We start from the raw sequence: 18,241 nt of genomic DNA, 5'->3' as shown, positions 1-18,241 counted from the left end.
TCTTGTTCCCCTTCAGATCATCGAGAGCATCGGGCCGGGCGGCGGAGTCACGTCGAGGTCCGTGAGGGCCGCGACGTGGAAGACCGCACCCGGAACGTGGATGGCGTGGGCCATGCCCATGTGGCCATCACGCCAGAACCGCTGGATCGGGTTGTCCATGCGCAGGCCGTTGCCGCCGGAGCGCGCCACGACCTCGTCCATCGCGCGGACCGCGCGCCACCCGGCAGCGACCTGGGTACGCCGGGAGGCAGCGCGCTCGTTGAACGAGATCTCGCCGCCGGCCGCGACCTTGTCGTAGATGCGGGTGACGTTCTCCAGCAATGAGACGCGCGAGGCCTTGATCTCCTCGGCCGCGGCGCTGATCGCGAACAGGACATAGGGGTCGTCCTTCACCTTCGTGCCGGTGATCTGCACGCGGGTGCGCTGGTAGGCCAGGTGCGCGGCGAGCGCTCCCTCGGCGATGCCGATGACGGCGGAGGTGATGCCGAGCGGGAAGATCGTGGTGAACGGAACGGCGTACGTCGGGTTCTCGACGCCCGAGTCGGCCAGCGCCGAGCCGTCCATCATCGTGCTGAACGGGACGGCGCGGTAGGACGGGATGAAGGCGTCCTTGACGATGATGTCCTTCGAGCCGGTGCCGCGCAGGCCGACGACGTCCCACGAGTCCTCGACGATCGTGTAGTCCGATCGCGGCAGGATCACGTGGTAGTTCTGCGGCGGCATCAGCGTCTTGCCGTCCTCGTCACCGAGGAACGCGCCGAGGAAGATCCAGTCGCAGTGGTCGGTGCCCGACGAGAACTGCCAGCGCCCGTTGAAGATGTAGCCGCCGTCGACGGGCTTCAGCACCCCCATCGGCGCGTACGGCGAGGCGATCCAGGTGTCGTTGTCGGCGCCCCAGATCTCTTCCTGCACGCGCTGGTCGCACATCGCCATCTCCCACGGGTGGACGCCAACGATGCCGGCCACCCAGCCGGTGGAGCCGTCGATGGAGGCGATGCGCATCACGGTCTCGGCGAAGTCGCGAGGGTGCGCCTCGGCACCGCCGTATGTCGCCGGCTGGAGCATCTTGATGACGCCCGACTCGCGCAGGATCTTCGCGGCGGAGTCGTCGAGCTTGCCGAGCTTCTCGTTGGACTCGCCGAGGGCCGCGAGCTCCTCGGCTCGCGCCTCGACGGCGGCAAGGACGGGGTTGGGCGTGGCCAGAGCATTCATGAGCGAGCCTCTTCCTGTGCGGAGAGTGCGACGGCGATCTCGATGAGCTGGTCCTCCTGGCCGCCGATGAGCTTGCGCTTCCCCGCCTCGACGAGGATCTGCGCGCCGGAGACGTCGTACCGTCCGGCCAGCTGGTCGGCGTGCTTGAGGAAGCTGGAGTAGACGCCGGCGTAGCCCATGGTCAGCGAGAGCCGGTCGAGCAGGCACTCGCCGTCCATCACGGGGCGTACAACGTCCTCCGCGGCGTCGATGATGGCCAGGGTGTCGATGCCGGTCTCGATGCCGAGCTTCTCTGCGACCGCGACGAACGCCTCGACCGGGGTGTTGCCGGCACCGGCTCCGAAGCGCCGCGTCGAGCCGTCGATCTGCTGCGCTCCGGCCCGGACCGCGATGACCGAGTTGGCTACTCCGAGGCCGAGGTTCTCGTGCCCGTGGAAGCCCACCTGGGCATCGGTGCCGAGCTCCGCCACCAGAGCTGCCACCCGATCGCCGGTCTGCTCGAGGATGAGCGCGCCCGCCGAGTCGACGACGTACACGCACTGGCAGCCGGCATCCGCCATGATCCGGGCCTGCCGGGCCAGCACCTCGGGCGGCTGGGAGTGGGACATCATCAGGAAGCCGACGGTCTCGAGACCGAGCTCACGGGCCAGCCCGAAGTGCTGCTCGGACACGTCCGCCTCGGTGCAGTGGGTCGCGACGCGGCAGATGGCCGCACCGTTGCCGGCGGCCTCGCGGATATCGTCCTTGATGCCGAGGCCGGGGAGCATCAGGAACGCGATCTTCGAGTTCACCGCGGTGTCCACGGCCGCCTTGATCAGCGTCTGCTCGGGCGTGCGGCTGAAGCCGTAGTTGAACGACGAGCCGCCGAGGCCGTCGCCGTGGGTCACCTCGATGACGGGCACGCCGGCCCCGTCGAGCGCGCCCACGATGTCGCGGACGTGCTCCTCGGTGAACTGGTGCCGCTTGGCGTGCGAGCCGTCGCGGAGGGAGGAGTCGGTCACCCGGATCATGCCGACACCGCCTTGCTGGCAAAGCCTTCGCCGACTCGGGTCGCCGCGGCGGTCATGATGTCGAGGTTGCCGGAGTACGGCGGCAGGAAGTCGCCCGCGCCCTCGACCTCGAGGAAGACCGCCACCCGGGCCATCCCTCCGCTGGTCGCCGTGGGCACGTCGAACTGCGGCTCGGCACGGAGCCGGTAACCGGGCACGTACGTCGCGACGGATGCGACCATCTCGTGGATCGAGGCCGCGATCGCGTCCTGGTCGACGTCCTCGCCGATCGCGCAGAACACCGTGTCCCGCATCAGCATCGGCGGCTCGGCCGGGTTCAGGATGATGATCGCCTTGCCCCGCTCGGCGCCACCGATGGTCTCGATGCCGCGCGAGGTCGTGATCGTGAACTCATCGATGTTCTGGCGGGTGCCGGGGCCGGCCGAGGGGGACGCGACACTGGCCACGATCTCGGCGTACGCCACCGGCGTGATGCGCGAGACGGCGTGCACGATCGGGATCGTCGCCTGGCCGCCGCAGGTGATCAGGTTGACGTTGTCGGCGTCGAGGTGGGCGCCGAGGTTGACCGCCGGGACGACCGCCGGCCCGACCGCGGCCGGAGTCAGGTCGATCGCCTGGATGCCGAGCTCGGCGTACCTCGGGGCGTTCGCGCGGTGCACGTAGGCCGAGGTGGCCTCGAAGACCAGGTCGGGCAGCTCGTCCAAGGAGAGCAGCCAGTCGACGCCCTCGGCGCTCGGCTCGACGCCGAGGTTGGCGGCGCGCTTGAGCCCTTCGGACGCCGGGTCGACCCCGATCATCCAGCGCGGCTCGACCAGCTCCGAGCGGAGCAGCTTGTAGAGCAGGTCGGTGCCGATGTTGCCGGAGCCGACGATGGCGGCGGTTGCCTTCACTGTCTTCCTCACTCGAAGGTCGCGGTCACGGAGCCGAGACCGGCGAAGTCGGCCCGGAACTGAACTCCTGGGCTTACGTCGACCGCACGGGTGCACGAGCCGGGCAGGATCACGTGGCCGGCTTCGAGCTTCACCCCGAAGGTCGCGACCTTGCGCGCCAGCCAGGCCACCGCGGCGGTCGGGTTGCCGAGCACGGCGGCGGTGTTGCCCCGGGCGGTCTCGGTGCCGTTCTCGAACAGCACCGCCTCGATGTCGGCGAGATCCAGGTCGCTTGGGTTCCCCCGGCCGGCGCCCAGAAGCACGCCGGCCGAGGAAGCGTTGTCGGCGATCGTGTCGACGAGACCGATCTGCCAGTCGGTGATCCGGCTGTCGATCAGCTCGAGCGCCGGGGCGACGTACGCCGTCGCGGCGATGACGTCGGTCTCGGTGCAGCCCTCGCCCGGCAGGGTCTCCCCCAGCACATAGGCGATCTCGACCTCGATCCGCGGGAAGCAGTAGTCCGCGCACCGGATCGGCGTCGACTCCGACAGCACCATCGAGTCGAGCAGGTGGCCGTAGTCGGGTTCGTCGACGCCCATCATCTGCTGCATGACCGGGGAGGAGAGGCCGACCTTGTGGCCGTAGACGCGGGCGCCCGCATCGAGGCGGCGGCGGATGTTGATCAGCTGGATCTCGTAGGCGTCGACCACGTCGGCGGCGGGGAAGGACTCGCGCAGCGGGCGCAGCGGGGACCGGCCGACCTCGGCGGCCCACAGGACGTCCGCGGCGGTGTTCCGGGTCTGGGTGTCGAGCATGGTCCGACGGTCGCAGTCGCAGCCGCTTCGGTGCGGGCTGCCTCCCGTTGAGCGGGACGCCGGTCAGGCGTCGTAGGTGACTTTGAGGCGGTCGCTGCGGGGTCGCGCCTGGCAGGCGAGGATGAGGCCGTCCGCCAGGTCGGCGGCGTCGAGCACCTCGTTGCGGTCCAGATCGACCTCACCGTCCAGCAGCACGCACGCGCAGGCACTGCAGGCGCCTTCCCGGCAGGAGAACGGCGCCTCGAGGCCGGCCGCGAGGAGTACGTCGAGCAGGCGGTTGCCCTGCGGCCAGGCAACGCTGCGGGTGTCGCCATCGAGGGTCACCTGGACCGTGCTCTCCGGCGTGCCGGTCTCGAGCACGACGGGGGTGGCGTCGAAGGGGTCGTCGTGCAGCGAGGTGAACCGCTCTATGTGCACGTGGTCGGCGGGCACTCCCCCGGCACGGAGGGTCTCCGCGACGAGGTCCATGAACGGGCCGGGCCCGCAGACGAACGACTGTCGGCCGGGACGCTCCGCGAGGACGGCGGAGACGCGCGCGGCCGTCGGTAGGCCCTCGGTCGATTCCAGCCAGTGCAGCACCTCGAGCCGGTGCGGGAACGCCGCGACCAGCGCGGCCAGCTCGGTGCGGAAGATCACCGACTCCGGGTCACGGTTGGCGTAGACCAGGGTGACGGCCGCGCTACCGGCGTACAGGCTGGACTTGAGGATGGACAGCACCGGCGTGATGCCGGAGCCGCCCGCAAAGAGCAGCAGGTCGTCGTCGAGGTTCTTCGGAGTGAAGGTCCCCGACGGCTTCAGCACCTCCAGCACGGTCCCGGCCACGACGTGGTCGCAGATCCAGTTGGATCCGTAGCCGCCTGCCGTGCGCTTGACGGTGATCTTGGGCTTCTCGTCGAGGGCAGGCGAGCTGCACAGCGAGTAGCACCGTGCGGCTCCCCCGGTCCGATCGCTCGGGATCCGGAGGGTGAGGAACTGACCGGGCCGGTAGGACAGCGCAGGGCTGTCCACCGGCTCGAGTACGAGGGAGTGCGCGTCCGCCGTCTCGCGGATCACCTCGACCACCCGGACCTGGAGCGACATGTCAGTGCACTCCAGCTGCGTGCCGCGCCGCGACGTACCCGAAGACCATCGAGGGGCCGATCGTGGCACCGGGGCCGGCGTACTCGTTGCCCATCACCGAGGACGACGCGTTGCCCGTGACGTAGAGCCCGTCGATGACCGACCCGTCCTCCCGCAGCACCCTGGCGTGCTCGTCACAGACCAGGCCACCCTTGGTGCCGAGGTCGCCGACGTCCAGCTTCACCGCGTAGTACGGCCCCTGGTCGATGGTGTCGAGGTTCGGGTTCTTCCGGGTCGGGTCGCCGTAGTAGCGGTCATACGCACTGTCGCCCCGGCCGAAGTCGAGGTCGACGCCGGTGCGGGCGTAGTCGTTGAACGTCGCCACGGTTGTTGCGAGGGCCTCGGTGGGCAAGCCGACCTTCGTGGCCAGCTCGTCGAGCGAGTCGGCGCGGACCACCAGGCCCGCGTCGTAGAACGACTTCGGGAACGGCTGCCCGGGCAGGATCTGGGCGAACGGGTAGCGACGACGGGCCTTGGTGTCCATGACGAACCAGGCGGGAACGTGCTTGCCGTCCAGCTGGTCGTGCACGAAGTTCGTGTACGGCGACGACTCGTTGGTGAACCTCTTGCCGTCCACGGACACGATGACCGAGCCCGGGATGCACCGCTCGGAGACCAGCGGGATGCTGGCGCCGCTGGGGTGGGTCACCGACGGCATCCACCACGCGTCGTCCATCAGGTCGACCGCCGCACCGAGGCCGAGCCCGGCGACGATGCCGTCGCCGACGTTCTCCCGCGCCCCGAGGCTCAGGTCCTCGCGGCCGCCCTCGGGCAGCCAGGTGTTGCGCATCTCCTGGTTGTGGTCGAAGCCGCCACTGGCCAGGAGCACGCCCTTGCCCGCCCGGATGCGCCGGGTCTCGCCGTCACGGGTCACCTCGACGCCGACCACGCGACCGCCCTCGACGACCAGCGAGGTCATCGGGGTCTGCAGCCAGAGCGGGATGCCGGCGTCCTTGAGCGCCATCCGCAGGCGCGCCACCAGGGCGCGGCCACCCGTGGACATGTGCCGGCGCCGGAAGAAGTTGGAGAACACCCGCCAGGCGGCGACGAGGCTGGTCCGGCGTCCGCCCCAGGTGCGCTTGACCATGGCCAGGTTGCGGTAGTCCTTCGCCGTGATCCAGAGGCCGAGCGGCCCCTTCATGCTGTTCGGCCGCTGGAACTCCTCGTCCTCGCGGAGCTTACGGGTGTCGAACGGCACGGCCTCGATGGAGCGGCCGAGCGGACGGCCGCCCTCGAGCTCGGGGTGGTAGTCGGAGTAACCCTTGGTCCAGAAGAACTTGAGCCACTTGCTCTTCTCGAGAAGCGCCATCGCGTCGGGACCGTGGTCGACGTACGCGTCGAGGCGGGCGGGCTCGGCACGCTCACCGATCAGCTCGTCGAGGTAGGTCCGGATCGACTCGCGACTGTCGTCGTGACCCGCCCGGCGGAGCGCGGGGTTGTTGGGGATCCAGATGCCACCGCCGGAGATGCCGGTTGTGCCGCCGTACAGCTTCGCCTTCTCGAGTACGACGCAGCTCAGGCCGACGTCGTGGGCCGTGAGCGCCGCCGTCATCCCGCCGCCACCGCTGCCGACGACGACAAGGTCGAACTCGTCGTCCCAGCCGCCGCTCATCGGTCGCCCCGCGTCAGGAAGGAAAGCACAGTGGCCTCCCAGGCTTCCTTCTGCTCGATCATCACCCAGTGTCCGCAGTTGGGGAACACGTGAACCTCCACCTCAGGAATCGTTCGCATCGGCAACAGCGCCATGTCAACCGGGCTGACCCGGTCGTCCCGGCCCCACGTGATGAGGGTCCGGGCCTTGATCTTGTGCAACATCGCCCAGTACGGCGGAGCGTCGCTCGCCGCGGCGGCCGCGGCGCGTGCCTCCATCGCTGCGCGCCCGTACATGCGGCGGGAGAAGTCGAGCGTCTCCGGCTCCGTGGCCTGAGCGAAGCGGTCCTCGACGAGCTGGTCGGTGACGAGCCCCTGGTCGAAGACCATGGACCGCAGCCACTGGACGAGCCGTTCGCGCGTCGGGTCCTCGGTGAACTCCATGAGCAGGTTGATGCCCTCGCCCGGGAACGGGCTGAAGATGTTCTTGCCCACGCCGCCGATAGTCACCAGGCTGCGCACCCGCTCCGGGTGGTTGAGGGCCAGCTGGGTGGCGACGATGCCGCCCATCGAGTTGCCGATGACGTCGACCTGGTCGAGGTCGAGCCCGTCGAGGAAGCGGATCACCGAGGCCGGCGCGGCCAGCATCGGGTGCTGGTCGGTCGGGTCGCTGACCCCGAACCCGGGGAACTCCAGGACCAGGCAGCGGAAGTGCCGGGACAGCGCCGGCAGGTTGCCCTCGTAGTTGCGCCAGCCGGTCACCCCCGGCCCGGATCCGTGCAGCAGCAGGAGTGGCGGGCCGTCACCCGCGTCGTAGTACCTCAGCACACCTTGGTCGGTGGCCAGCTCCTTCAGCATTCTCGCCCTCTTCCTGGTCGGTCCTCGGACCGTAGACAGCCGGGGCCGGAGGTGGATCCGGGTCTCCCGTTGACCGGGACCTGTCGTCGTACGCCGGGGACGCGGTCCTACCGTCGACGCATGAGCATCCAAGAGCTGGCACCCAGCCCCGACGAGCTGCGTCGCGCGATGAGCGCGTTCGCCTCGGGCGTGACCGTGGTGACCGGTCTCGATGAGGGCGAGCCGGTGGGCTTCGCCTGCCAGTCCTTCACCTCTGTGTCGCTGGACCCGCCGCTGATCCTCTTCTGCGCGGACCACCGGGGACGGGCCTGGCCCCGGATCCGCACCTCAGGCCGGTTCAGCGTCAACGTGCTGGCCGAGCAGCAGGAGGACCTGTGCGCACGGTTCGGCTCCAGCCGCGGGCTCAAGTACGACGGCCTCGACTGGGACGTCTCCCGCTGGGGCACGCCCGCGCTGTCCGGCGTACTCCTCCGGGTCCACGCCGAGGTGTACGACGTACACGTGGCGGGCGACCACGACGTGGTGCTGGGCCGGGTGCTCGAGGTGGAGCCGCTCGAGGACGAGCGGCCGATGATCTTCTACCGCGGCGGGTTCGGAGTCGACGCGGAGTCCGTTCCCGTCCTGGACGAGCCCGGCCTGTGGGGCTGGGGCGACCACTGGGGCTGAGCCCCGGCAGCGCTCAGAACCAGCTGCCGCTCTGGCCTGCGATGGCGAGGCGCTCGAGGGTCGCGGCGGAGAAGTTCTGCTGTCCGGCCAAGGCCTTGCGGCGGGCGCTGCGCGACTCACTCACCTGCGGGAAGAGCTCGAGCGAGACGCGATGGGCGGCGTCCGCGACCAGGGGGGCCACCTTCTCCAGCGGAGCACGGGAGTCACCTACGAGCGAGATGGCCGCGATCGGGCTCTCAGGTCCGCGGATGGCAGCGGCCACGCAGGAGATCTGCGAGAAGCACTCGCCGCGCTCGAAGGCCACGCCACGACGGGCACGGATCCGGTTCAGCTCCTGGTGGAGCAGCCCGACCTCGCCGATGGTGAGGTGCGTCTGGCGGTGCAGCTCCGTGGAGAACCGCTCCTCGACGTCCTCGGGCTGCAGCCAGGCGAGCATCGCCTTGCCCAGCGCGGTGCTGTGTGCCGGGGCACGGCCTCCGACCCGCGAGGGGACGGCGGCGGCGAAGCGGCCGCCGACCTTGTCGAGGTAGACAACCTCGGCCTCGTCCAGGACTGCCAGGTGGACCACGAGGCCGGTCTGCACGCTGAGCTGGTGCAGCAGCGGTGCGGCCGCCTCGCGCACCTCGGCGTGGTCGTCGCCGCCACCCCCCAGGCTGAGCGAGCGGCGGCCGAGGCAGTAGCCGAACGAGGTGTGGTCAAGCCAGCGCAGCTTGACCAGCTGATCGAGGATCCGGTGTGCGGTGGAGCGCGGCAGGTGCGTGCGCCGGGCCACGTCCTCCAGCGTCAGTCGCGTGGTGCGGGCCGAGAACTCGTCGAGGATGAGTGTCATCCGCTCCACCATGCTCGGCGGGAGCTCGGGACGGACCTCTGGTGCCACTGTTGCCACGGACATGACGGCCTCCACGACCCAAAACTGAAATGAATTCTTGTTTTGACTGTAGCAATGGCCACAGTCCAAGGGAAGACAAAACTAGAAAGAATTTCAGAAATGGTCTCCCGGCCACCGGGACCGGCCGAGTCCCGCCGACGGCTAGCCGGTAGACACGCGTCCATGCGCATCGGAATCGCCAGTCCCGTCGTCACCGCCGTGCCCGGCGCCCACTCCCCGTGGGAGACCACGGCCGGGATCGAGGAGCTCGCCCGGATCGCCGCGGCGGCCGACCGGCTCGGCTTCCACCACCTGACCTGCAGCGAGCACGTCGCCGTCCCCGAGGAGATCGCAGAGCAGCGCGGGGCGACGTACTGGGACCCGCTGGCGACCCTCGGCTATCTGGCCGCCCGGACGACGCAGATCAAGCTGGCCACTCAGGTGCTCGTGCTCGGATACCACCACCCCCTCGAGATCGCCAAGCGCTACGGAACGCTCGACCAGGTGAGCAACGGCCGCCTGGTCCTGGGGCTCGGCGTGGGCAGTCTCGAGGAGGAGTTCGACCTGCTCGGCGCGGAGTTCGCCGGTCGTGGCGCCCGCGCCGACGAGGCGATCAGCGCCCTACGCTCCTCGCTCTCTCGGCGGGTCCCGGAGTTCCACGGCGAGAGCTACGACTACGCCGGCTTCGTCGTCGAGCCCCACGCGCGGCAGGAACGCGTGCCGCTGTGGATCGGCGGCCGCACGCTGCGCTCGCTGCGCCGCGCCGCGACGTACGGCGACGGCTGGGTTCCCTTCGGCCTCAACACGGACCAGCTGCGCGGCCTGCTCGACACGGTCGAGCTGCCCGAGGGATTCAACGTCGTGCTCAGCGCCGGCCGCCAGCTCGACCCGATCGGGGACCCGGATCGGGCCGAGCGCGTGCTGACCGGACTCCGTGAGGCCGGTGCCACCATTGCGGGCGCCGCCCTCGCGGCTGACTCGGTGGACCACTACTGCGAGCAGCTCGCGGCCCTGGCCGTGGTCGGCGACAAGGTCGGCGCGTGAGCGACAGCATCAACGACTGGGCAGCGCTCGAGGCCCGGATCCAGCGACTTGAGGACGAGGCGGACATTGCCCGGCTGATCGCGTCCTACGGCCCTCTCGTCGACGCCGGCTCCGCCGAGGCGGTCGCCGCGCTCTGGGAGGCCGGCGGTGTCTACGACGTCGACGAGCTCGTGATGCACGGACACGGCGAGATCGTGGCGATGGTCGAGTCGGCCAACCACCAGGGCTGGATCGCTGGTGGCTGCGCGCACTTCGTCGGCCCGCCTGTCGTCACGGTCATTGGCGACGACGCGGTGGCGGTCTGCCATTCGCTCATGATCGTCCACCAGGCCGGGCGATTCGTCGTTCGCCGCGCGACCGCCAACCACTGGCGGCTTCGGCGTGGCGAGACGGGATGGAAGGTCACGGTGCGGACCAACAGGGTCCTCGACGGCCGGGCCGAGTCGCCAGCACTGCTCGCCTCGGGCTGCTGACCTCCTCAGCGCGCTCCATCGTGGTGCGGCGCGCCGCCTCGAGGGACCGGGCGATGGTCATCGGCCGGGATCGAGACCGGCGATGGAGATCCCGGACCGGGCCTTGTAGCGCCGGTTGATGGAGATGAGGACGGCGGTGAGCGGCTCGAGCTGCCGGGCGAGCCGGAGCTTCCCGGCGTCGATACCCCGCCCGCCAGAGACGGTGGTGGCCAGCTCCTGGACGACGGCCTTCGCGTCCGCGTCGTCACCGCAGACGAGCACGTCCTCGTGGATCTCCGCGTCGCTGATGAGCGAGACCGCCGAGAGGTGGTGGAACGCGCCGACGACCCGCGCACCGGGGACCAGAGCCTGGGCCTGCTCCGCGGCGGAGGTGGGGCCGAGGTTGAGTCCATAGGGGCCGGCCTTGTCGAAGCCCAGGGGATTGACGCAGCTGATCACGACCTTGCCGCTCAACGAATCCGCCAGCTCGGCGACCAGGGCATCGTGCCCGTCGTACGGAACGGCCAGCAGCACCAGGTCCGCAGCCTCGGCAGCCTTGGCGTTGGACGCCCCGATAACCGAGCCAGCACCCGCGATTCGGGCCTGGACCTCCGCGGCGGCCTTCGCCGCCCGTTCCTCCGAGCGCGAGCCGAGGACGACCGCGTGGCCGCCCTTCGCGAACCGGTAGCCGAGGCCCCTGCCCTGCGGACCCGTGCCGCCGATGATCGCGATCGTGCTCACGTGTGACTCCTGTTCGGGATGCGCCGGTTCACGGCCAGCATTCGGCCCCGCGCCTCTCTGCCGCACGGCGAGTCCCGTTCAGCGGTAAGTCGGTCGGCGATATTGGCCCAAGGTGGAGGAGGCCGTGTCGGCCCTCCAGAGGCTGTTTCCGGCCCACCGTGTCCAGGTGCCGGGGGTATGGCCCGGTTGAGCTCAGGCGGCCCAGCGCACCGCCACCTCGTGGTGGTCCAGCGAGTCCCGCCACTCCCCGGTCAGGGTGAGACGTGCGGACAGGCGGCCGATTTCGTCGGCCATCATGACGCCGCGCTCGCCTTCGACCACGAGCCCCACGCGCTCGTCCACCATGTCAATGTAGGGAACGCTGGTGGTGTTGATGCTGGGCAGGCACGGCCTCGTGTGCCCCCCACGCACCTGAACGGCGGGAAGACTGCGTGCGACGAACTCCTGGAAGTAGTCGAGCTCGCTCGACTCGCCGCCGGTGCTGACCCAGCCGCTGATCTCCCCTGCGCTGTGCAGCGGGTTGCTGAGCAGTTGCCCGCTGGCACATTTGAGATACCAGCGTCGGTCCGGGTACTGGGTTGGGGGCGTGATCAGGCCGCCACCGTGGTGGCTGTCCAGGTACATCCATGCCGGCATCTGCACCACGTCGGGACCGTCGACCTCGAGGAGCACGATGGTGGCGCCGTAGACCGTCGTGTCGACCCGAGCGGGGAGCAGCCCGCTCGCGTTGGTGCCGGCCCCAGTGGCGACCACGACCTTGTCGAAGCTCGCTGTGAAGCCGTCGGCCAGGGTGAGCCGAACCTGGGAAGCTGTGGACTCCAAGCCGACGACGAGCTCGCGCACCCGGGTCGCTCCGGCGGCCTCCGCGAGCACAAGCTCCGCACGCACCAGCAGGCGGGGGTTGACGATCAGCGCATCGTGTTGCAACGCACCGATCTGGTTCGCTGCGAACCGCATGTCCGGGAACCGCGCGTGCAGCTGCGCGGAGTCGAGCACCTCAGGCGTCTCACCGAACGTGCGGGAGTGCTCCAGCACCGCATCGAGCATCCGGTAGGCATGACTCGAGGACGGTTCCTGGGTCCCTTCGCCGGTCGCACCGTCGGGAAACATCATCAACTGCGGGTGCGAGCGTGAGAACGTCACGCCGGAGCGCATCGCGAGGTCTGCGTACCTGGCCATCGCGCGGTGTCCGAGGATGCTGGCGACCAACAGCGGGTCGGTCACCGCCATCCGTCCCTGGTCGTAGTGCCCCGACCAGGTGCCCTGGTGGCCGGCGAATGTCGCAGGCTCGTCGGGTCCGAACACAGTGACGTGGGCTCCGCTCTCGGCGAGGTGACGTGCAGTGGCAGACCCGAGCGGTCCGGCCCCGATCACGGCGATCTTCATCATCTCTGTCACCTTCAGACCAGTCGCTCGACGGTGCTGACGCGACGGGTCAGGTGCACGCCCATCTGCGCGTAGGCGGGAACGGCGAAGATCTCGGGGTCGAAGCACGCCTCTGGGGCCACCACGCCGCGTGCTGTGACTGCGCCTCGGAGTACCTCGAGGACGCCCATCGCGGCCGGTAGACCGGTGAGTCCCGGTCCACTCACCTCGCGCCGTGCGAGCAGATCCAGCTCACCCTCGATTGTCACGGTGGTAGGTACGCCGTTGCGCGTGCCGGTCGCCACCACGTGCCAGACGCTCACCATCGCCTCGCCGCTGAGATCCACCGACATTCCCGCACGTGCAATATCGCTGGACATGTGGGCAGCCAGGAACTGCCGCGGCGGAACGCCGCCGTCCGTCAGCGGCTGGTCCTCCCCCAGCCCCCAGCGGGCGAAGGAGCGGTACAGCTCGTTGCCCTCCTGCTGGAACCACGAGAAGCGTGAGGTGGCTCGGTTGACCTTCAGGTAGCGCGGCAGGGTGACCGCTTCCGGATGTCCCCAGTAGGAGAACTCGTGGCGCCCGCCGCGACCAAGCAGCTCGAACGGCTGCGGATCGCTCCACGCCGGCACCTCGACGTACTCGCCGTCCAGCCATTGGGTGACCCCGCCGGTGAGCGAGTGCAGCATGTGGGCATTGATGGTGGTGCCAAGGTCGACGAACAGGGGCAACCCGATCACCACCTCGACCGACTCTGCTTCGTCGAGGGAATCCACGGCCCAGCGGGCCAACAGGTTGCTGAGGCCCGGCGAGGACCCCATGCCGGTGAGGACGACGATTCCCTTGCTTCGGGCCTCGGTGTCGAGGTCGGCATCGGTCACCAGCGCGTGTGCAACGTCGTACTCGTCGCAGATGTCAACGTAGTGGGCGCCGGCGGCGACTGCTTCGCGCACCGCGATGAGACCGAAACGGAAGTAGGGGCCGATGCCGTTGAACACCAGGTCGGCGCCCTGGACCACGGCACGCACCGAAGCCGGGTCCGCGGCGTCGACCTGGCGGGCGCTCTCCTCGGGAAGGCCGAGGGAGCGCACCACTCTCCGGGCCCGATCGACGTCGATGTCAGCGACGGTGATCTCCGTGGCCAAGGGGGAGTCGTGCACGCGGGCAGCCACGTCGGCTGCCACCGCACCTGCGCTGAGGATCACGACGCTCTTCATGAGTATGTCTCCTGGAGTTCTGCCAGCAGTTCGCGGATCGCGCCGTTGAGCGCAGTGCGCACGAAGTCAGGCTGGAATGTCTGAGGGTTGATGGCCGCTGTGGTTCCGAAGCCGTCGCACAGAACCCACACGGAGTCGGTGAGTTCGCGGACTGCGGAGTCGGGAGCATTGGGTGAGGCCTGAGCTCGAAGCAGCGCGAACAAGTGCGGCTTCTTCTCCTCCGAATAGGTACAGAGGACCTCGGCCAACCTCGCGCTGGTGAGGCTGGCGGCCTGGAAGACGACCAGCACGCGCCAGAAGCGACGGGAATGCTCATTGTTAGGAAGCGCCTCCACGACGCGCTCCACCCAGTCTCCGACCGTCCGGGGTGCTGGTCCGGTGCTTGCCGCACGGACAAGCTCCTGCACGGCGGCCCCGAGCGCCGCCTCAAGCAGGTCGTCCTTCGATGAGTAGTAGTGGGAGATGAAGCCCGTGGTGCAGGAGAGCCGCTCAGCAACGCGGCGCAGGGTCGCGCCCTCCAGTCCACGTTCAGCGACCAGGATCGCGGTCGCGACCGCGATCTGCTCCCGTGGGGGGAGGTCACTCACCGATGTCTTGTCGCTGTGTTCCTGCATGTCTGCTGCTCCTTCTCGCGCTGCTCAACCGGAAGGCGCGCGCCATGCCTCGCCGAACAGCATCATGTATTCCGCGTTGGGCTTCACCCCGTGGACGTCCTGATTCCAGGCGATGAACGTCGCACCGGTGGCAAGGTTCACCGCGGGTACGTCTTCGTGCCACAGCCGCTCCAGATCCTGGATCGCCGCGGCCCGATTGGGCTGCCCGGAGGCTCCCTGCACGCGTGTCAGAGCAGCATCCATCTCGGGCGACGCGTAGCCGGTCAGGTTCAGCATGGAGTCGCTGGCCAACGTGTCGTGCAACTGGTGGAACGGATCTGCCTCACTCACGCTCGCGGAACCGATCGCAATGTCGAAGTCGCGCTCGACGTACAGCCGCTGGATCCGATCGGCGATGTTGGTGAGCAGGTCCAGCTCAACCTTGAAGCCGACGTCCTCGAGCATGGCTTTGGTCACGAGTGCCTCGCTGCGCCCGGTCGGTGACGCTCCGCCGACGAAGGTGAGCTCACCGTCGAAGCCGTCCGCCTTGGCCGCCTCGACCAGTTCGCTAGCCCGGTCCGCGTCCACGGACGGTGCTGCCACGTCACTGTGCCACCGCGACTGGGGACCGAACAGGTCCTTCGTGGGCATCCCCGCTCCCTTGAAAGCTCGCTCGACGTAGAGCTCGGGATCCATCGCGTAGGCGATGGCCTGGCGTACCCGGACGTCGAGGCCCGGTCGTCCCTCACGGTTGTTGATCCAGAGCGTGGTGCCCAAGCTCAGGGGGGTCATAAAGCCGGCGATATCCTCCTTGCGAGCGTCGAGCACGACGTCCGGCTCCCGGAGGAGGGTCAGGTCGGCTCCACCGGCAACGAGGTTCTCAAGGTTGGGACGGCCTCCGGCGAGCCACACGAACCGCAGCGTGGCCAGGTGCGGCTTACCGCGCCAGTAGTCGCTGCGCGCACGAAGAACCAGCTCCTCGGACGGAGCGTAGTCCTGGAGCTCGAACGGTCCGGCCCCGATGGGGCGGAAGTCCGTGCCCTGGCTGGCAGCCGGGGCCACGATCATCCCCGCGCCCATGGCCAGTATCCGCGGGAAGGTGCTCCACGGGCGTGCCAAGGTGAAGACCACGGTGTGGTCGTCACTGGGTTCCATCGACGTGACGTTCTTCTGCAGTAGTGCCGAGTCCGATCCACCGTTGTCGATATAGCGCTCGATGCTGGCAGTGACCGCGCGAGCGTCCAGATCGGTCCCGTCGGAGAACTTCACCCCCGGGCGGAGGTCCAGCACCCACTGGGTGGAGTCCTTGTTGGGAGTGATGGCCTTGGCGAGCCAGGGCTCGTACTTCCCGGCGGCGTCGTCGTAGCGAACCAGCACGTCGTACACGGCGGCCAGGGCCGTACCGCCCGAGGCCCCGGTGGCGATGGTCTGCGTGGGGTCCAGGCTGCGGGCTTCGGAGTAGTCGGCGAAGGTCAGCGTGCCGCCCTCGACAGGATCTCGTTCGTCCTCGGTGTCGCCGACGAGGCCAGCGCCGTACACGGAGTCCTGGGTCTGGGAACGGTCGCGTTCGCCTTCGTTGTCCTGGGTCTCGGCGCATGCGCCGAGACCCGCGAGCAGGGCGAGTGTGGTCATTAGCGTCGTCAGTCGTGCCGTTCGTCTCATGAGTCGTCCGCCTTGCGGTGTTGTTGAGTGCCTGTTTGGTCTGTCCGAACGAGAAGGCCCAACGTAGGAACTCACATGACAACTGTTGTGATGATGTCTCGGTGACCGGGACGGCAACGAGGTCCGGCAACCATCGTGTGCGAGCTCACTCTCGTTCGCCGAGAGTCGGGTCCCGACGAACCGGAGCGCTCGGTAGTGGTAGTCAGTTAGCAACACCGGGCCAAGGCGCTGGAGGCGGAGGAGCCCGGTCTGGATCACATCGGCCCGGACGCGGCGGCGAGCTCGAGGGATGGACAACGTAGTCCCCAGCGGGTCATCGCCTCACCCATGGGCTTTGGTCCTGCTCGCCTGGTCTGCGGCCTCACCCGCGAATCCGCTGGTGGACCGGCCTGCGAGCGCCGTCCGCCAGTTGGCGGATGTCTCGGCAGCATGCGTGCAGTTTGATGGCCGGGCCGCGGAAGTGCCGTGGAATCTTGAAAGGAGAACCCTGATGCGCTCAGCAGCAGGATTCGCCGCCGTCGCGATCGCAACCCTGGTCGTGTCCGGCGTACCCACCAACGCGTCGAGCGCACCAGCGCCGAAGCGGCCGAGCTACGAGGCCGCGGCGATGAAGGCTCTCAAGGCGCACCCCGGCGCGGCCCGGGCCGCCGACGGGCAGACGTTCCAGGTCCGCGAGACGATCCTCGACAAGGACGGCAGCAGCCACGTCCGCCTCGACCGCACCATTGACGGCCTGCGCGTCGTCGGTGGTGACCTGGTCGTGCACCAGGACCGACGTCTGGGCTTCGAGGGCGTCAGCCAGACCCTGTCCAGGCCGGTCGACCTGCCCACGACCGCGAGGGTGAACGGTCGCAGCGCCGAGGCCAAGGCCTTGGCCAAGAACAAGCTCAACCATGGGATCAGACGCGACGAGGACGCCGAGGTCGAGACCGAGCTCGTCATCGACGCCACCCGCGGGAAGGCGCCGCGGCTGGCCTGGGAGGTGATCAGCGCTGGAACACAGCGAGACGGCACGCCGAGCCGGCTGGCGACGTACGTCGATGCCCGCACCGGGCAGCTGATCCGGGCCGAGCAGCAGATCCACACCGCCGAGGGCGACGGCCAGTCGCTCTACTCCGGGACCGTGCAGCTGGACCCCAACCTCGACGAGGGCAAGTACTGGCTGGAGAGCCTCAGCCGTGGCAAGAGCTGGACCTCGGACATGAACGGCGCCTCTGACTCGATCTTCTGCACCCTGTTCGGCTGGGGCTGCCGCCTCGGCTCCCAGATCACCAGCACGGACGCCCATTTCGGTGACGGCACCAACGGCAACCGCGAGTCTGCCGGCGTGGACGCGCAGTATGGCGCGAACATGACCTGGGACTACTACAAGTCCGCGCACGGCCGCAATGGGATCTGGAACGACGGCCGCGGCGCGCTCAGCCGGGTCCACTACGGTCAGAACTACGTCAATGCGTTCTGGGACGGCAAGAAGATGACGTACGGCGACGGTGACACCACCAAGGGGTTCGGACCACTGGTGTCGCTCGACGTCGCCGGCCACGAGATGTCGCATGGTGTCACCCAGAACACCGCGAACCTCACCTACTCCGGTGAGTCCGGCGGCCTCAACGAGGCCACCTCGGACATCTTCGGCTCAATGGTGGAGTTCTACGCCGCCAACCCCAACGACCCGGGCGACTACTTCGTGGGCGAGGAGTTCGACGTCGCCCAGCACGACGGCTTCCGGCGTATGGACCAGCCGTCGGCGGACGGCAAGTCCGTGGACTGCTGGCGCGCCGGCGTCGGGGACGTGGACGTGCACTACTCCTCGGGCATCGGCAACCACTTCTTCTACCTGCTCGCCGAAGGCTCAGGCATCAAGACCATCGGCGGCCGCCAGCACGGCTCTACGACCTGCAACGGCTCGACGGTCGCCGGCATCGGCCGCGCCAAGGCCGGCGCGATCTGGTACCGCGCGTTGACCGTGTACATGACCTCGTCGACCAACTACGCGGGTGCGCGGACGGCCACGCTGAACGCCGCCCGTGACCTATACGGCGCCGGGTCGACCGAGCACAACGCAGTCGCCAGCGCCTGGAGCGCGGTCAACGTCCTCTGACGACGCCGCGAGGCCGACCTGTGATGTCCTGGGTCCTCCCTCCCGGGACATCACAGGGA

Annotated in this window: 17 protein-coding genes; 4 read left to right on the top strand and 13 right to left on the bottom strand. The window is 69.0% G+C overall.

Going from position 1 to position 18,241, the window contains the following annotated elements:
• Nucleotides 1–12: 12 nt before the first annotated feature.
• The 7 genes from DDV73_RS20710 to DDV73_RS20680 all read right to left on the bottom strand — a co-directional run bounded on the left by DDV73_RS20710 (nucleotide 13) and on the right by DDV73_RS20680 (nucleotide 7,473).
• Nucleotides 13–1,212 carry an acyl-CoA dehydrogenase family protein gene (locus DDV73_RS20710; RefSeq protein WP_109509157.1) on the bottom strand — a complete coding sequence of 400 codons (1,200 nt, stop codon included), beginning with the start codon at nucleotides 1,210–1,212 and terminating at the stop codon, nucleotides 13–15.
• Nucleotides 1,209–2,222: a 4-hydroxy-2-oxovalerate aldolase gene (dmpG, locus tag DDV73_RS20705; protein WP_109509156.1), complete on the bottom strand. Its 1,014-nt coding sequence runs from the start codon at nucleotides 2,220–2,222 to the stop codon at nucleotides 1,209–1,211. Before dmpG ends, DDV73_RS20710 begins: the two co-directional genes overlap by 4 nt.
• Nucleotides 2,219–3,112 carry an acetaldehyde dehydrogenase (acetylating) gene (locus DDV73_RS20700; protein WP_206050991.1) on the bottom strand — a complete coding sequence of 298 codons (894 nt, stop codon included), beginning with the start codon at nucleotides 3,110–3,112 and terminating at the stop codon, nucleotides 2,219–2,221. Before DDV73_RS20700 ends, dmpG begins: the two co-directional genes overlap by 4 nt.
• 8 nt (nucleotides 3,113–3,120) lie before the next feature.
• Complete coding sequence (locus tag DDV73_RS20695; RefSeq protein ID WP_109509154.1) at nucleotides 3,121–3,906, bottom strand: 2-keto-4-pentenoate hydratase; 786 nt, start codon at nucleotides 3,904–3,906, stop codon at nucleotides 3,121–3,123.
• 63 nt (nucleotides 3,907–3,969) lie between these two features.
• Nucleotides 3,970–4,986, bottom strand: coding sequence for a ferredoxin--NADP reductase (locus DDV73_RS20690; RefSeq protein ID WP_109509153.1), 1,017 nt, complete (start codon nucleotides 4,984–4,986; stop codon nucleotides 3,970–3,972).
• A 1-nt stretch (nucleotide 4,987) separates the two neighbouring features.
• Nucleotides 4,988–6,637, bottom strand: coding sequence for an FAD-binding protein (locus DDV73_RS20685; protein WP_109509152.1), 1,650 nt, complete (start codon nucleotides 6,635–6,637; stop codon nucleotides 4,988–4,990).
• Nucleotides 6,634–7,473, bottom strand: coding sequence for an alpha/beta fold hydrolase (locus tag DDV73_RS20680; RefSeq protein WP_109509151.1), 840 nt, complete (start codon nucleotides 7,471–7,473; stop codon nucleotides 6,634–6,636). The genes DDV73_RS20685 and DDV73_RS20680 overlap by 4 nt, the downstream gene beginning before the upstream one ends.
• Before the next feature lie 120 nt (nucleotides 7,474–7,593).
• On the opposite strand from DDV73_RS20680, the gene DDV73_RS20675 reads away from it, so the two are divergent.
• Nucleotides 7,594–8,139, top strand: coding sequence for a flavin reductase family protein (locus DDV73_RS20675; protein WP_206050990.1), 546 nt, complete (start codon nucleotides 7,594–7,596; stop codon nucleotides 8,137–8,139).
• 13 nt (nucleotides 8,140–8,152) lie between these two features.
• Here the strand turns inward: DDV73_RS20675 and DDV73_RS20670 are convergent, their stop codons facing one another.
• Nucleotides 8,153–9,031: an IclR family transcriptional regulator gene (locus DDV73_RS20670; protein WP_109509375.1), complete on the bottom strand. Its 879-nt coding sequence runs from the start codon at nucleotides 9,029–9,031 to the stop codon at nucleotides 8,153–8,155.
• A gap of 159 nt (nucleotides 9,032–9,190) precedes the next feature.
• Between DDV73_RS20670 and DDV73_RS20665 the strand changes: the two genes are divergently transcribed.
• On the top strand, nucleotides 9,191–10,051 hold the full coding sequence (locus tag DDV73_RS20665) for a TIGR03619 family F420-dependent LLM class oxidoreductase (RefSeq protein ID WP_109509150.1): 861 nt from the start codon (nucleotides 9,191–9,193) through the stop codon (nucleotides 10,049–10,051).
• Nucleotides 10,048–10,524, top strand: coding sequence for a nuclear transport factor 2 family protein (locus tag DDV73_RS20660; protein WP_109509149.1), 477 nt, complete (start codon nucleotides 10,048–10,050; stop codon nucleotides 10,522–10,524). Before DDV73_RS20665 ends, DDV73_RS20660 begins: the two co-directional genes overlap by 4 nt.
• A gap of 57 nt (nucleotides 10,525–10,581) precedes the next feature.
• Here the strand turns inward: DDV73_RS20660 and npdG are convergent, their stop codons facing one another.
• From npdG to DDV73_RS20635, 5 genes are all read right to left on the bottom strand, one after another.
• A complete protein-coding gene (gene npdG / locus DDV73_RS20655) occupies nucleotides 10,582–11,244 on the bottom strand; it encodes an NADPH-dependent F420 reductase (RefSeq protein ID WP_109509148.1) in 663 nt (220 codons plus the stop codon).
• A 192-nt stretch (nucleotides 11,245–11,436) separates the two neighbouring features.
• A complete protein-coding gene (locus tag DDV73_RS20650) occupies nucleotides 11,437–12,633 on the bottom strand; it encodes an NAD(P)/FAD-dependent oxidoreductase (RefSeq protein WP_109509147.1) in 1,197 nt (398 codons plus the stop codon).
• Nucleotides 12,634–12,644: 11 nt separating this feature from the next.
• The gene (locus DDV73_RS20645) at nucleotides 12,645–13,826 is read right to left on the bottom strand and encodes a saccharopine dehydrogenase family protein (protein ID WP_109509146.1); all 1,182 of its coding nucleotides are present in this window, start codon (nucleotides 13,824–13,826) and stop codon (nucleotides 12,645–12,647) included.
• Entirely contained in the window at nucleotides 13,823–14,440 is a 618-nt protein-coding gene (locus DDV73_RS20640) for a TetR/AcrR family transcriptional regulator (protein ID WP_109509145.1), read from the bottom strand. Before DDV73_RS20640 ends, DDV73_RS20645 begins: the two co-directional genes overlap by 4 nt.
• A gap of 24 nt (nucleotides 14,441–14,464) precedes the next feature.
• Entirely contained in the window at nucleotides 14,465–16,051 is a 1,587-nt protein-coding gene (locus DDV73_RS20635; RefSeq protein WP_161962485.1) for an ABC transporter substrate-binding protein, read from the bottom strand.
• Nucleotides 16,052–16,571: 520 nt separating this feature from the next.
• Here DDV73_RS20635 and DDV73_RS20630 point away from each other — a divergent pair.
• The gene (locus tag DDV73_RS20630; protein WP_109509143.1) at nucleotides 16,572–18,182 is read left to right on the top strand and encodes a M4 family metallopeptidase; all 1,611 of its coding nucleotides are present in this window, start codon (nucleotides 16,572–16,574) and stop codon (nucleotides 18,180–18,182) included.
• Nucleotides 18,183–18,241: the final 59 nt, after the last annotated feature.

Origin of the sequence: Nocardioides speluncae (assembly GCF_003121585.1) — a bacterium.
Taxonomy (GTDB): domain Bacteria; phylum Actinomycetota; class Actinomycetes; order Propionibacteriales; family Nocardioidaceae; genus Nocardioides; species Nocardioides speluncae.
This window is presented reverse-complemented; position numbering and strand designations above follow the sequence as displayed.